We start from the raw sequence: 14,746 nt of genomic DNA on the forward strand, positions 1-14,746 counted from the left end.
GATGTAAAATGACGGAACGTACAAAACAACTGGTAATTGTCAGAGGAGGCGGTGATATTGCCACGGGTACCATCCACAAGCTTTGCCGCTGCGGATACCCGGTGCTGGTGCTGGAGTCGGGATATCCTTCGGCAATCCGCAGATGCGTAGCCTTTTCCGAAGCAGTATATGACGGTACGTCTGAGGTGGAGGGTATCACCTGCATCAAGGCTTCCGGGTATGAGGAAGCCTGCTCCATTATGGAACAGGGAGCAGTCCCTATCATGATTGACGAGAATTGCCAGGTGCTGGGGAAGGTGCGTCCATGGGCTTTGGTGGATGCCATTCTGGCAAAGAAGAATCTGGGAACCACCAGGGATATGGCGGACAAGACCATTGGACTGGGGCCCGGGTTCACGGCAGGACAGGATGTGGACCTTGTGATAGAGACCATGAGAGGCCATAATCTGGGCCGCATCATTGGAAACGGAAAGGCGGCCCCCAATACCGGTGTTCCCGGAATTATCGGCGGCTATGGGGCGGAGCGGGTTATCCATTCCCCGGCCAAAGGGATTTTCTTTGGCAGGTCCATGATTGGTGACATGGTGGAACAGGGACAGGCGATTGGCGTTATTGTGACCGGGCAGGGCGAGGTCACGGTGGAAGCATCCCTTACAGGGCTTTTGAGGGGAATTATAAAAGACGGATATCCCGTGGTAAAGGGATTTAAGATTGCCGACATAGACCCCAGAAAAAGTGAATATGAAAACTGCTTCACCATCTCGGACAAGGCCAGATGCATCGCAGGCTCCGTGGTGGAGGGTCTGCAGATGCTGGAGGTGAAGCAGGGGTACTGATTGGAAAACCTATACGGCACAGACCGCGCATTTTTCTTCCAGGATTTCTGTGAGGGCTGTGCCGCTGCTGGTGTGACAGCGGACAATCTCCGTGCTGCTTCCCACTTCGTCCAGGGCGCAGCGTATCATCTTGTGGGATACGGTGTTGGTAAACAGGACCAGGAGGTCAGGACTGCCAATCTGTTTGTCCAGGCTGGCGCTCATCTGGGTGAATACCTTTGCCTTACATTTGTAATTCTTGCAAATCTTTTTATATTGGCTTACCATGCGGTCATGGCCTCCGATAATGACAACGCTCATGAAAATCCTCCTTTTGTGGTGTCTATATTGGTTAGTTAAAACTAACTTCGTAATGACATAATACAATAATTCTGTAAAATTGTCCAGCCCTGCACATGAGAAAGTTTATCATGTTTAAAGGGCGTATTTCCGGTCTTTGGCGGAAGGAAGCAGGAGAGGAGCCGGGGCAGAGGGCTGGGGTGAAAGACTCCGGCGAAAGGCCGCATTTTACAAACAGGGAAAAATGTGATATACTATATAAATACCCCGTTAACACTTGAACAGTATCTGTTCGGAAAGGTGGGAATTTGTTTAAAAAAGGAGAATATATTCTCTATGGAACTGTAGGCGTATGCCAGGTGGAGGGCATATCGAAACCTGACTTCTCGAATAATGACAAGGTGTATTACAGCCTTGTGCCAAAGTTTGACCAGGATACCACCATCTATATACCGGTGGACAGTCCAAAGGTAAAGATGAGGGAAATCATGACCAGGCAGGAAGCAGAGCAGTTCATACTGGCACTGCCGTCTGTTGAAGGCAAGCAGTATGCAAACGATAAGGAACGGCCCCAGGTATACAGGCAGGTCCTTGAATCCGGCGATTGTCTGGAACTGGCCTCCATGATTAAGGAGATATCAGAGATGGAGCAGAACCGTAAGGGCAAGGGCAAGCCCCTGTCCATCCGGGAACGGGACGGCGTCAAGAGCGCCCGGAAACTGCTGTTTGGAGAGCTGGCCGCTGCCCTGAACATCTGCCCTGAGGAGATTCCTGACTATATTACCAGTCAGATTGGGGAAGCCTGATGAAGCCTGTGAAACATTTAACTATTTTCTTTTAGTCTGAACTGTGGTAAAATCTTGAGTTGGAAGAATCAGATTCTTAACTTGGGAAAGGCGGCAGGAGAGATGAAAAAGAGTATGCGTACCCGTGGACAGATGTCGGAGGCTGTGTCAACGGGTATTTTTTTGACTTTATCCGGAGGTTTCCAGGATGCTTATACGTATTACTGCAGGGGAAATGTGTTTGCCAATGCACAGACGGGAAATATTGTGCTCATGGGAAGCCATCTGGCTGCCAGGGAGTGGGCCATGGCTGTGCGCTATCTGGCTCCGGTCCTGGCTTTTGCAGGGGGCGTGTACATGGCAGAGCATGTGAAGCGGCTTCACCGGCAGGACCGGCGTTTTCATTGGAGGCAGCTGATTGTTGCCATTGAAATCACCCTGCTTTTTGCAGTGGGATTTCTGCCCCAGAGCATGAACATGGCAGCCAACATCATTGTCTCCTTTGTGTGCGCCCTTCAGGTCAATGCGTTCAGGAAAATCAAGGGAAGCCCCTATGCCACCACCATGTGCATCGGAAACCTGCGAAGCGCCACGGAAAACCTGTACTGGTACCGTCACACAGGCAAACAGGACCACCGGGACAAATTCATACGCTACTATGGGGTCATCGGCATATTTGCAGTGGGAGCTGTCATGGGAAGCGTGCTCACGGCGCATCTCAGGGAAAGGACCATATGGGTCAGCTGCGGGCTTTTGCTGGTCAGCTTCCTTATCATGTTCGTGAAAGAAGATATAGAAGGCGAAGAAATGGAGACATATGGAAAATAAAGAAAACAGGGAACCTGACAGCTGTTTCTGCGGGTACGGTTTATCCGTTGAAATCATGGAGGCATTGTCGCTGCTGGGGTATGAGCATCCCACGAAGGTACAGGAGGAGGTGCTGCCCCAGGTGCTGGCAGGCAGGGATGTGGTGGTGCGCTCCCAGACAGGAACCGGCAAGACAGCTGCATTTGCCATCCCTTTGTGCCAGCAGATTGTCTGGGAGGAAAGCCTGCCCCAGGCCCTTGTGCTGGAGCCCAGCAGGGAGCTGGCCGTACAGGTGAGCCAGGAGATATTCAGGATTGGCAGGAAAAAACGGCTGAAGGTGCCGGCCGTGTTCGGCGGCTTTCCCATTGACAAGCAGATACAGACACTGCGCCAGAAAACCCATATCGTGGTGGGCACCCCCGGACGTGTCATGGACCATGTGCGCCGGGGAAGCCTTAAGCTGACCGGCGTCAGATATCTGGTGATTGATGAGGCGGACCTGATGCTGGACATGGGATTCATGGATGAGGTCAGGCAGATAGCGGGGCTGCTTCCTGCAAAGCGGCAGACCCTTCTGTTTTCAGCCACCCTGGATGAGGATGTGAAGAATCTGGCAGAGGAAACAGTCAGGGACGGGGTGTCCATTTTCCTGGAACAGGAGGGAGAGGCCGCCCTTCCCATTGAGCAGTCCGTGTACGGCGTGCCGCAGGACCAGAAGTATACGGCATTTAAACGCATTCTCATGAAGGAGAATCCGGAGCGCTCCATGATATTCTGCGGAACCAGGGAAATGGTCCAGGTATTGTTTCAGAAGCTGAGAAGGGACAGGATATTCTGCGGCATGATTCACGGCGATATGGAGCAGAAGGAACGGCTTAAAAATGTGGATGCCTTCAGACGGGGAGGATTCCGGTACCTGATTGCCACGGATGTGGCTGCCAGGGGAATTGATTTTGAAGATATCAGCCTGGTGGTGAACTATGATTTCCCCATGGGAAGGGAGACTTATGTGCACCGGATTGGGCGGACCGGAAGAAACGGCAGGACAGGCAGGGCCGTCAGCCTTGTGACTGAGGATGAGATGAGGACCCTGCATAAAGTGGAGGCCTACATGGGAGCATGCCTGCCGGTCCAGCCCTGCCCTGAGACAGGGGAAGAGGAGGAAAAGGCATTCTGGGCCCTTCAGAGAAAGAAGCCGGATTCCGGGTCCCATAAGGGGGAGAAGCTGGACCAGTCCATCACCAGACTCTCCATTGGAGGCGGACGCAAATCCAAAATGAGGTCCGGGGACATTGTGGGCGCTGTGTGCGGCATAGAGGGCGTGGATGCCGGTGACATAGGAATCATTGACATCAGGGAGAGCCTTACCTTTGTGGATATCATGAACCGGAAAGGCCCCCGGGTCCTGGAAGGACTTCAGAACAGGACCATTAAGGGGAAAATCAGGAAGGTGAGAATTACTTCGCACGGTTAAATTCCTTTATTCTCAGACTGTCGGGAAGATGCATCATATGATGGCGCGTCAGCGGCAGCAATATGAGTCCTGCCACTGTATGGCGGCCCCAGAAATTCCTGAGCCATATGGACTGCCTGGCCTCCAGCAGACCGCCTTCGCTGACCAGCCGTCCCAGGCTCTCTTCGCTGGGTTTCCGTTTCATATCACCGGGGGTCAGGGCATTTAATATCCTGCGTGTCCGGCACCCCACCGCGTTTCGGTAATGTATCAGCTCCTGCTTGTTTACCTGCCGGCTAAAGCCGATGATTTCCTCATCCGTCATGGCGTTGCCGGTGTCCTTTACGGAAACCTGCAGCCTGTCCATCCAGTATCTCGTCGCAGAAGGTGGGAACAGCGCTGGCGGAAACACTGCCGGTGTGTGTGATTCCATGGATGTTAAGGGCCAGTTCAATGGCAGGACCAAAATTTTATGAGTTTGCGCAGCTGGTCTATCCGGGTGTTGTAATCGTTTTCAATGTCTGTCATATCTATAGCCTCCTTACTGTTATTCAATGCATCATTCCGCTAATCCCGGGGCTTTACAATAACCGCACTGCCATGAAGGTCGCATAAGGGAACAAGGCACAGGCGGCTGTATTGTTTTTCATATTCATCCACAGCCTGCCCGGCTCCGCGGAACCGTTCATTGTTGTAATCGTGGAGCAGAATCATGCCTCCGGGTACAAGACGGGGGTAGAAGAATATAAGGCCGGACAGAATAGGAGCATACAGGTCGGCATCCAGGCTTACCAGGGAAAAGCGCTCCTGTTCCAGACCTGCCGCTGTATCCGGAAAATATCCCCTGCGCATGACGGCCTGGTCAGGAAAGGGGAGCCGTCCCAGCACTGCCTGCTCGCTGGTGTCAGAGAATTCCCCTTCCCTGGCAAAGGAACACCCCATATTTTTTTCTTCTTTTATATCCCTTGCGTCAAATCCCTGGAATGTATCAAATAAATAAAGCCTTTGCTGCGGAAACAGGGCGTTGAGCTTCCAGGCCGTATCGCCCTTAAAGACGCCCAGTTCCGCTATGCTTCCCTGGAGGCCCTGTCTATGAATCCGCTCAGCCAGACGTTTCAGGGTGGCGCTTCGTATGTCAAAATACCGGTAAAGCTGGCTCAGCATCAGAAATCTGCCCTCATATCCTGATTCCAGGGCCTGTTCCTTAAGCTGGCCGGAACGCAGCGGGTCCGTCACACCGGTAATGACATAATCAGGTTTCAGCAAGAGGGCTTTTTCTACCGGTAAAATCGGGATATTGGCTGGAAATCCTTTTTCTGTCCGTTCTGGTTCGGTCAGCCGGTGCAGTGCAGGGTTATTATCCCCAAAGGCCAGAAGGGCCATGTTTTCCTGATTCAGCAGTCTGGCAGCGCCGCGGCCAAACTGGCCCGCCCCCAGGATGATGACAGTTTCCATATAGTTCCAATCCTCCTATCATATAATGATGCAGTCCTGTTAATCCCATCCCATACATTGTATCACGGAACCGTAATCTGTGGATAGTTACCGCTGAATATATATGACACTTACATCACATGTGAAAATTTGATATAATGTAGTATAAGCTACTAGTTGTTAAAATACTAACAGTGTTATAATTTTGTTAAAGGATGCAGGCGTTTTTGGGGATTCATATGGTGAAAAGCCATAAAAGAGAGGGTGGTTATATGGTGGGTCAGGAGTGTAATACCGCAGTACAGATGCCGCATGCTAATGTTGTATCACGTCTTCTATATCTGCCCAGGGGAATATCACGGCTGGAAAAGCTGGGACAGAGAAAGGTATTTCCAAAGAATCACATGCTGCTGCAGGGCATTGCCCATGACCCGCAGCTTTCCATGGATATTATGGAGTCCCTCTCCACCAAGTATCTGTCGGCCATGGAACAGGTGCGCCATACCAATTTCCACAACGCCGGCTGGAAGATTTGCGACCTGCTGCTTATATTTGCAGAGCATTACGGGGTTCCCTATGACGGGAAAATACTTATCAAAGAAAAGATAAGCCAGCAGCTCCTGTCAAATCTGCTGGGCATTAACCGGGTAACTGCGGTCAGGGCCATTAAGGAGCTGAAGGAGATGGCGCTGATAGAGCAGATTAACGGATACTACTGCATCCGCAGCCTGGAGAAACTGAAACGGCACCAGGAGAGGATGTGCCAGTAGGAAAATGAATGAAAAACACGGAACCGGAGTAAAATCTGATTCCGTGTTTTTTGATGCACATGCATAGGGTGTATCCTGCACTACTGGAATCCTGTATTCCGGCCGGATATAATACCTGTAAGGCAACTTATTAAGACGGTCTTTGCAGGAAAGAGGCGGGAATCATGAAGAACACAGGAGCTGTCCTGGCAGCGGCAGGACTGTCCTCGCGCATGGGGGATTTCAAACCCCTGCTGCCCTTTGGGGACTCTACCATAGCATTTCATATCACGTCCATGCTCAGGAGGCTGGGGGCGGACCCGGTCATCGTGGTCACAGGCTACAGGGCAGAAGAGCTGGAGGACCACCTGAAAGGCACGGGCGCCTGTTTTGTCAGGAATACCGGATACCGTTACACACAGATGTTTGATTCCGTGAAGCTGGGAATTCAGGCTGCACTGGAAGGGTGTGACCGAATCATGGTCATGCCCATGGACCTTCCGGCCATAACGGATGATATCATGTGGGTTTGCAAACAGGAAATAAGCCGAAGAAAATGTAAGAGGCATTGAGGAGCTTTATATTTACAGCCATCCGCCGTATGTGGTATACTCAAATCAACGTTGTTTATGGGATTAAATAACGCTGTTTGAAGAATATGGCCTTTCTGGCTGCCTCATATTGTAATTTAAATGCTTCTGTGTTACACTGGAACTATAAACTAGGTCGGACGACCTATTCGGTATCGGCAATGCATGGAAACGAGGTGGCATATGAGGACGATATACCTGATAAGGCATGGGGAACCGGAACGCACCGGACATGTAAGCAGATGTCTTGGACACACAGATGTTGCACTGAGCATCAGAGGCAGGAAGGAGAGTATGGAGCTGGCTGACTGGTTCAGAAGCCGTCCTGTGGAGGCTGTTTATGCAAGCCCTCTTTCCAGGTGCATGGAAACGGCGGAGTACATTGCCGGAGAGCACCAGAAGGTTCGGCAGGACCAGGGACTGGTGGAGCTGGACGCAGGTGAATGGGAGAATATGGATTTTACTGAAATCCGCAGCCGGTATCCTGAACTCTATGAAGAGAGGGGACGTTCCATGGGCACGGTTCCGCCTCCGGGAGGAGAATCCTTTGCCCAGGGAGGAAAACGGCTTGAAGCTGCCCTGAACCGCATTCTGGAAAAGACCCGGGGGGATGTGGCTGTGGTGACCCACTGCGGCGTGAGCCGCGGCCTGCTGTGCGGTATTCTGGGCTGGGATATTAACTGTGTGCTGGAAGTTCCCCAGCCATACGGGGGTATCAGCCGGATTCTGGTTGACGGGGACGGCGGTTTCAGGGGATTTTATGAGCAGACCGGGGTAAAGCCCCTTCTCTATCCTGACCACGGCATCTGCCGCAGACTGTCGGACCGTTACGGTGTTCCGGAGCATATCCGGCTTCATGAGGCTGCCGTGGCAAGGCTGGCACATCAGTGGGCTGTCAGGCTGGGAGCGCTGGGTTATGACATAGACCCGGAGCTTCTGAGGACAGCCGGGCTGCTTCACGATATTGCGCGTCTTCAGCCGGACCATGCAAGGGCAGGGGCTGAGGTCCTGCGAAAGGAAGGATACCCGGTGATGACCAGAATCATCAAGAGCCATCACAGGCTGGAGGGCGGGGAAGAGTGCGGACTGACGGAGAGCTCCCTTTTGTTCCTGGCGGATAAGATGACGCTGGAGGACAGGATGGTGGATATCGACCAACGTTTCCGGCAGAGCGCGCCCAAATGCACCACTCCCCAGGCCAGAGAGAACCATAGACTTCAATATAATCAGGCTCAGGCAGTCAGACATTGCCTGGAAACAGCCCTGGGAGGCCTAAAGGCAGCGGATGCTTTTAGAGCCAGTCCCCAGGCGTCTGTGGGCATGAAGGTCCGGATACGGGAATGGGCTGCCGGCTGAGCATAAGGAGATGAAGTCACATGGAAGGAAATAATTCAACCAAGACCAAACTGATTAAAGCTGGTATTAAGCTTTTTTCACAGTATGGATATGCAGCCACATCCACCAGGATGATTGCTTCGGAGGCAGAGGTAAACCTGTCGGCCATTGCATTTCATTTTTCCAACAAGGAGAGGCTTTACGTGGCATGCCTGGAATATATGCTGGAAAAGGTAAAGAGCTATTATGAGGCGTCCTACATGGAGATTGAGGGAACCTTTGAGCAGAACGCCATGACGCCCGGGAAGGCCTATGAATTTCTTGAAAAACTGATAGACCTTCAGATAGAGGTGGCCTTTGCGCCCCAGTATAAGACCACCCTTGCCCTGATATACTGGGAGAACAACGGCCCCGGGGATATGAGGCCTTTGTCGGCAGCTGCCTTTGACCGGCAGGAACGGGTGATGGCAGAGCTGATTCAGACCGTTGCCCCTGTTTCCACGGCCCAGGCAGTCATAGCCAGCAGACATATCAACGGCTCCATCATATCCTTTGGCGAGCACCGCGGATTCATAGAGGACCTGATTCCGGAACCCCTGGAGGGGGAGCCCGTGCCCTTCTGGATACGTGAGGAGATAAAAGGAAATTGTATGGCCATTGTAGAGCGGCTGACGAAGCCGGAGCTGTTTCCGCCCCATCTGACTATATGACGGCATCCCGGTTTTTGGCGGATTCTGGGGAAAATAGAGTATAAGGCCAAAATGGTACTTGGACGATATTTACAAATGAGAATAACCCTTTGAGGTGCATTGTGCACAACCTCGAAGGGTTATTTTAGGTCCTGATATATAAAAAATGCACAAATAAATAAATTGATATTTATATATCATTGACAAAAGTGTCTCATTGTGATAAAAATAAATCAAACGACCGACCTAGATTAGCACAATCTTAACAAATATATCCCATTCACTTAATCCAGATAAGGAGGCAAGGAAACGTTATGAAGAAACAGTATGTTACTCTGACGGTAAACGGGAGGGAATATCGTTTCTCAATCGGGGACGGATTCGGACAGGTTCCCCCCTCAGAGACACTATCCCAGACCCTGCGAAAGAGGCTCCAGCTGACCGGCTCCAAGGAGTCATGCAGTGAGGGGGCCTGCGGGTGCTGCACCGTGCTCATGGACGGAAAGGGGGTCACGTCCTGTATGCTGCTGACCGTGGATTGCGACGGAAAGGACATTGTTACCATAGAAGGACTGGAGGACCCTGAGAAGGGACTGGACCCGCTGCAGCAGGCATTCATTGACGAGTACGCATTTCAGTGCGGTTACTGCACGCCGGGAATCATCATGGCTGCCAAGGCCCTGCTGCTGGATAATCCCCATCCCACGGGAGATGAAATCAAGGAAGCCATGTCAGGCAATTACTGCCGCTGTATCAGTCATTACACGGTACTGCGGGCCATTAACAGGGTGGCGGGGAACGAGGAAGACCATCTGGCCGTGATGCACAGGGCCAATGATGATGTGGAAAATCCCATTCCGGTACGCCAGGAACTGTTCTTAAGTCCCTATGCCAATGGTACAAACAGCGACCATTCATTGGATTAGAAGGAGGGTATTGAAGAATGAGCAAGCTTGAATATCGCGATATCAAACAGCCCAATTACCGCCATGTGGGCAAGTACACACCCAGAAAAGACGCAAAGGACATTGTGACAGGAAAGGCTATTTTCCTGGATGATTTTTCAGTGCCTCACATGCTGTACGGAAAGACAAAGAGAAGTCCTTATCCCCATGCCAGAATCCTTTCCATCGACACATCCAGGGCAGAAGCCCTGCCGGGTGTAAGGGCTGTCATTACCCATAAGAACATGCCGGAGCGGTGGGGGCTGGGCCTTCCTGTGCACAGGCTTCTGATGGAGGACAAGGTTTACTATGTAGGAGATTTGGTGGCCCTGATTGCAGCCGACACAGTGGAGATTGCAGAGGAGGCCATAGACCTTATCGACGTGGAATACCAACAGCTGGAAGCCGTGTATACGGCTGAGGACGCCCTGAAGGAAGGGGCGGTGGAGATATATCCCAGGTTTAAAGGGAACCATGTGGACAACGGTATCAAGTATTTCCAGCCCGACGGTCCCTGGTGGCAGATTATCCGAGGGGATGTGGAAAAGGGATTTGAGGAAGCCGCCTATGTGGCGGAAGATAAGGTGGCATTTGACAAGATGCCCTCGCCTCTGGCCCCGGAAACCCCGTCCTGCATCGCCAAATACGAGGGCGGGAATGAATATACCATATGGGCTTCATCCCAGAGCTCCCATATCCTTAAGCTCATGGGCGAGGGAAGAATTCCCAATTCCAACCTGAGCGTAAAGACCTTTAACGTGGGAGGCAGCTACGGCAACAAGCAGTCCCTTATGACAACCGTGCTCTCTGCCTCCATGCTGTCCCTGGTTACCAAGCAGCCGGTAAAAATCGTGCTCACAAAGGCGGAGCAGCTCATGGCCTACGAGGTGCGCCTGGGCAGCACCATTACCGCTAAGGTGGGAATGGACAAGGAGGGCTATGTAAGGGCCGTGGAAGGCGACTGGCTGGTGGATACGGGAGCCATAGCAGACTCCGTACAGGGCCAGGTGGGCGTGGGCCTTGGCGAGGCGCAGCTGGTGTGCGCCAAATGTCCCAACTGGTATATGGACAGCCATATTGCAGTGACCAACAAGCAGGCGGCAGGTATTGTACGAGGCTACGGCGGCCAGGAGCTGAACAGCTGTCTGGAGCGTCTGATGTGCGCCGTGATGAAGAAGGGCAATTTTGACCCCCTGGATGTGTTCAAGAAAAATTATATTGCGCCCGGGGACCGGTTCATCTGGCGGGACGGGCGGTGGTGGCAGAGCCGTTCCTCCCTGTTCTTCCCGGAAGCAATGCAGAATGCGGCGGACCGCTTTGGCTGGGCCGATAAATGGAAGGGCTGGAATGTGCCCACATGCGTCAACGGCACAAAGGCCAGGGGAATCGGCATGGGCGTAATCGGAAATGCCGACATCAGCGAGGACAACACGGAGGCCATTGTCAGGATTGTTCCGGATTTGGTTGGAAGCCGCAGGGCGTCCACAGCCATTATTGAGTGCGATATCACGGAGTCCGGCATGGGAACCAGAAGCAATGCGTGTAAGATTGTGGCCGAGGTTCTTAACGTACCCGTGGAAAAGGTGTCCATCACGGAGCCAGGCTCCAAGTTCAATCCGTCCAACTACGGTCTGTGCGGTTCCAGAGGTACCATCACCACAGGCAAGGCAGTATCCCTGGCAGCCATGGAGGCAAAGAAAAAAGCTCTGGAGCTGGGCGCCCTCTACTTTAAGCGTTCCGTGGACCAGCTGGACACAAAGGACTTTATGGTCTATGTGCGGGATAACCCGGAATTGGTGGTGCCTATGTTTAAGCTGGCTCCCAAGGAGCTCAGCATTGTGGGATACGGAAAGCACATGGAAATGTTCAATATCCCCAGCTGCATGGCCATATTCGTGGAGGCAGAGGTGGACCTGGAAACAGGCAATACCAAGCTGGTGAAGGTGGCCGGAGGTACGGACATCGGCCAGATTATTGATTCCAAGGCAGTGGAGATGCAGCTGCACGGAGGCTTCGGCTCAGCCTGTATCGATACAGCCATATTTGAGGAGTGTATCCTGGACCCGTCCACAGGAAGGCTTTTAACCTCCAGCCTCATTGATTATAAGTGGAGGACATTCAATGAATTCCCGCCATATGACGCCTATATCATGGAATCCCAGATTGATTCCTTCATGTTTAAGGCCCTGGGAATTGGCGAGATTTCCGGTGCGGCAGGAGCAAGCGCGGTGCTGATGGCCATTTCCAATGCAATCGGCGTGGACATCAAGGATTACCCGGCAACTCCGGCAGTTATACTTAAGGCGTTAGGCAAAGCATAAGAGGGGAGGATTCACTGTGAAATATTTTGAACATGAGAGCGCTGTCACCTTTGATGAGGCAGTCTCCTTATTAAAAGAGTCCCCAAAAGGGAAAACCGTAGTAATGGCCGGAGGTTCCGACCTGGTTGGAGTATTGAAGGAACAGATTCTGGAGGAGTACCCGGAAAAGGTGGTTGACCTTAAGACCGTTGAAGGCGGGGAATACATAAAGCAGGACGGGGATATGATTGAAATCGGCGCCCTGACAAAGCTCTGCGACATCGTGAAGTCGGACCTTCTGAATGAGAAGGCGCCTGTCCTTTCACAGGCAGCCCGTTCCGTGGCAACACCGCTGATTCGCAATGTGGCCACCATCGGAGGCAATATATGCCAGGATGTGCGCTGCTGGTTTTACCGCTATCCCCACGGCATCGGCGGCAGGATGGACTGTATGAGAAAAGGCGGAAACGAATGCTATGCAGTCATGGGGGATAACCGCTACCATTCCATATTCGGCGGCATGAAGGTCCACACCACCCCGTGCTCTGTTAAGTGTCCGGCCAATACGGACATACCCGCCTATATGGACCGGCTGCGGGAGGGGGATACAGAGGGAGCCGCCCGCATCCTGATGGAAGCCAATCCCATCCCCATGATTACATCCAGGGTCTGCGCGCATACCTGCCAGGAGCAGTGCAACCGCTGCGACTTTGACGAGAGCGTATCCATTCATGGCGTGGAGCGCTATGTGGGGGATTATATACTGGAGCACGCGGATTTGTTCTACAGGGCGCCGGAAGCCGAGACAGGCCATAAGGTGGCTCTTGTGGGAGCAGGCCCGGCAGGCTTAAGCGCCGCCTATTACCTGAGGAAGGCGGGCCATGACGTGACGGTCTTCGACAAGATGGAGGAACCGGGCGGCATGCTGACCTATGCCATTCCCAACTACAGACTGCCCAAGTCCTATGTGAAGCAGGTGGCTGCGGCCTATGAGAAGATGGGTATCCATTTCCGTATGGGGTGCTGTCTGGGTGAGGATGTGCAGGCCGGGGAACTGGAACAGCAGTATGACAATGTGTTCTATGCAACCGGCGCATGGAAACGCCCTGTGCTGGGATTTGACGGCGAGGAGTTTACGGAGTTCGGACTTCAGTTCCTGATGGAAGTCAACCAGTGGATGAACAAAAAGGACCGCCGCCATGTTCTGGTGGTGGGAGGCGGAAACGTGGCAATGGATGTGGCCATTACCGCCAGGCGCCTGGGTGCGGAGAGCGTTACGCTGGCTTGTCTGGAATCCGAGCCTGAGATGCCGGCCAGCAGGGAAGAGATTGCAAGGGCCAGGGAGGAAGGCATTGAAATCATGCCGTCCTACGGCGTGTCAAGGGCAATCTACGAAGGTGATAAGGTTACCGGTATGGAACTTATGCGCTGCACCTCTGTGAAGGATGAGCAGGGACATTTTAACCCCCAGTACAACAGGGAGGAGACACTGATTGTATCGGCGGATTCCATTCTGATGGCGGCGGGACAGAAGGTGGACTTAAGTTTCCTGGGAGATAAATACGGTCTTGCCCTGGAGCGCGGACTGATTCAGGTGGACAAGGATACGCAGGCCACAAGCAAGACCGGGGTCTATGCAGGAGGCGACGCCACCACAGGACCGGCAACCGTTATCCAGGCAGTCCGTTCCGGGCGCAATGCCGCGGAAGCCATTAACAAAGGCTACGGCATCATGCCGGAGCGCCGCAGGGAGGAGAAGTTTATCCACTTTGACGCTGCAGGCGTAAAGGAAGAGCATGCGGTAAAGGATAAGGAGCTGTCAGCCCAGGAACGGGCTCTGGATAAGGAGGACAGCTTCACGCTGACCGGAGAGGAGGCAGCCAGGGAGGCAGGAAGATGCATGAACTGCGGATGCTACTCCGTCAATGCTTCAGACATATCCCCGGTGCTTATCCTGCTGGACGCCCAGATTGTGACCACAAAGAAAACAGTGAGGGCGGCTGACTTTTTCACCACCCATCTGAAAGCAGTGGATATGCTGGATGCGGACGAACTGGTGACAGCTGTCCGGTTTAAGATTCCGGAAGGCTATACCACGGCCTATGACAAATTCAGGGTGCGTGAGGCAGTGGATTTTGCCATTGTCAGCCTGGCTTATGCTTACAGGATGAAGGACGGCGTTATAGAGGATGCGAGAATCGTTCTGGGCGGCGTGGCCCCGGTGCCCATGGAACGGAAAAAGGTGGAAGCATTCCTGACCGGCAGAAAGCCGGAGGAAGGCATGGCGGAATCCGCCGCGGACCTGGCAGTGGAGGGGACCACGGCCATGGCCAACAATACATATAAGATTCAGGAGGTAAGGGCTCTTATAAAGAAGATGATTATGGACATGGGGGCTATCCAGGCATAACAGCCCGCTGCATCAATGACTGTATATTTATGGTTTCGCCTTCCCGGGGTGTGTTTTCAGATACGCTCCGGCGGGGTGAAGCCGTAAATACGTTTTTCTTGAAAATGTTAAAAAAATAACAAATAATGGCAGGTC

General features: G+C 52.8%; 14 protein-coding genes. 11 read left to right on the plus strand and 3 right to left on the minus strand.

Annotation, left to right across the window (positions count from 1 at the left end):
- The first annotated feature begins 8 nt into the window (after positions 1 to 8).
- Positions 9 to 836 carry a selenium-dependent molybdenum cofactor biosynthesis protein YqeB gene (gene yqeB, locus I2H39_RS22345; RefSeq protein WP_138311059.1) on the plus strand — a complete coding sequence of 276 codons (828 nt, stop codon included), beginning with the start codon at positions 9 to 11 and terminating at the stop codon, positions 834 to 836.
- A 9-nt stretch (positions 837 to 845) separates the two neighbouring features.
- On the opposite strand, the gene I2H39_RS22350 is transcribed toward yqeB, so the two are convergent.
- Positions 846 to 1,136 (minus strand): DUF2325 domain-containing protein, encoded by a 291-nt coding sequence (locus tag I2H39_RS22350; protein WP_138311060.1) that lies wholly within the window; start codon positions 1,134 to 1,136, stop codon positions 846 to 848.
- 287 nt (positions 1,137 to 1,423) lie between these two features.
- Between I2H39_RS22350 and I2H39_RS22355 the strand changes: the two genes are divergently transcribed.
- The 3 genes from I2H39_RS22355 (at position 1,424) to I2H39_RS22365 (ending at position 4,181) form a co-directional block, all read left to right on the plus strand.
- Complete coding sequence (locus tag I2H39_RS22355) at positions 1,424 to 1,921, plus strand: CarD family transcriptional regulator (protein WP_138311061.1); 498 nt, start codon at positions 1,424 to 1,426, stop codon at positions 1,919 to 1,921.
- Positions 1,922 to 2,023: 102 nt separating this feature from the next.
- On the plus strand, positions 2,024 to 2,728 hold the full coding sequence (locus I2H39_RS22360; protein WP_138311062.1) for a YoaK family protein: 705 nt from the start codon (positions 2,024 to 2,026) through the stop codon (positions 2,726 to 2,728).
- On the plus strand, positions 2,718 to 4,181 hold the full coding sequence (locus I2H39_RS22365) for a DEAD/DEAH box helicase (protein WP_195627561.1): 1,464 nt from the start codon (positions 2,718 to 2,720) through the stop codon (positions 4,179 to 4,181). Before I2H39_RS22360 ends, I2H39_RS22365 begins: the two co-directional genes overlap by 11 nt.
- Here the strand turns inward: I2H39_RS22365 and I2H39_RS22370 are convergent.
- Both I2H39_RS22370 and I2H39_RS22375 read right to left on the minus strand, forming a co-directional pair.
- A complete protein-coding gene (locus I2H39_RS22370; RefSeq protein WP_195627562.1) occupies positions 4,165 to 4,527 on the minus strand; it encodes a hypothetical protein in 363 nt (120 codons plus the stop codon). The genes I2H39_RS22365 and I2H39_RS22370 overlap by 17 nt on opposite strands.
- A gap of 200 nt (positions 4,528 to 4,727) precedes the next feature.
- Entirely contained in the window at positions 4,728 to 5,615 is an 888-nt protein-coding gene (locus tag I2H39_RS22375) for a TylF/MycF/NovP-related O-methyltransferase (RefSeq protein WP_195627563.1), read from the minus strand.
- A gap of 251 nt (positions 5,616 to 5,866) precedes the next feature.
- Between I2H39_RS22375 and I2H39_RS22380 the strand changes: the two genes are divergently transcribed.
- The 7 genes from I2H39_RS22380 to I2H39_RS29345 all read left to right on the plus strand — a co-directional run bounded on the left by I2H39_RS22380 (position 5,867) and on the right by I2H39_RS29345 (position 14,611).
- Positions 5,867 to 6,364: a Crp/Fnr family transcriptional regulator gene (locus I2H39_RS22380; protein ID WP_195627564.1), complete on the plus strand. Its 498-nt coding sequence runs from the start codon at positions 5,867 to 5,869 to the stop codon at positions 6,362 to 6,364.
- 164 nt (positions 6,365 to 6,528) lie between these two features.
- Positions 6,529 to 6,915, plus strand: coding sequence for an NTP transferase domain-containing protein (locus I2H39_RS22385; RefSeq protein ID WP_227146064.1), 387 nt, complete (start codon positions 6,529 to 6,531; stop codon positions 6,913 to 6,915).
- Between the two features lie 201 nt (positions 6,916 to 7,116).
- On the plus strand, positions 7,117 to 8,289 hold the full coding sequence (locus tag I2H39_RS22390) for a histidine phosphatase family protein (RefSeq protein WP_195627565.1): 1,173 nt from the start codon (positions 7,117 to 7,119) through the stop codon (positions 8,287 to 8,289).
- Positions 8,290 to 8,309: 20 nt separating this feature from the next.
- Positions 8,310 to 8,978 (plus strand): TetR family transcriptional regulator, encoded by a 669-nt coding sequence (locus I2H39_RS22395; RefSeq protein WP_138310894.1) that lies wholly within the window; start codon positions 8,310 to 8,312, stop codon positions 8,976 to 8,978.
- 293 nt (positions 8,979 to 9,271) lie between these two features.
- Entirely contained in the window at positions 9,272 to 9,883 is a 612-nt protein-coding gene (locus tag I2H39_RS22400) for a (2Fe-2S)-binding protein (RefSeq protein ID WP_138310895.1), read from the plus strand.
- A 17-nt stretch (positions 9,884 to 9,900) separates the two neighbouring features.
- A complete protein-coding gene (locus I2H39_RS22405; protein WP_138310896.1) occupies positions 9,901 to 12,222 on the plus strand; it encodes a xanthine dehydrogenase family protein molybdopterin-binding subunit in 2,322 nt (773 codons plus the stop codon).
- Positions 12,223 to 12,238: 16 nt separating this feature from the next.
- Positions 12,239 to 14,611, plus strand: a complete 2,373-nt coding sequence (locus I2H39_RS29345) for an FAD-dependent oxidoreductase (protein WP_195627566.1) — start codon at positions 12,239 to 12,241, stop codon at positions 14,609 to 14,611.
- Positions 14,612 to 14,746 lie beyond the last annotated feature (135 nt).

Origin of the sequence: Clostridium sp. 1001283B150225_161107_B6 (genome assembly GCF_015556325.1) — a bacterium.
In the GTDB taxonomy this organism is placed as follows: Bacteria; Bacillota; Clostridia; order Lachnospirales; family Lachnospiraceae; genus Enterocloster.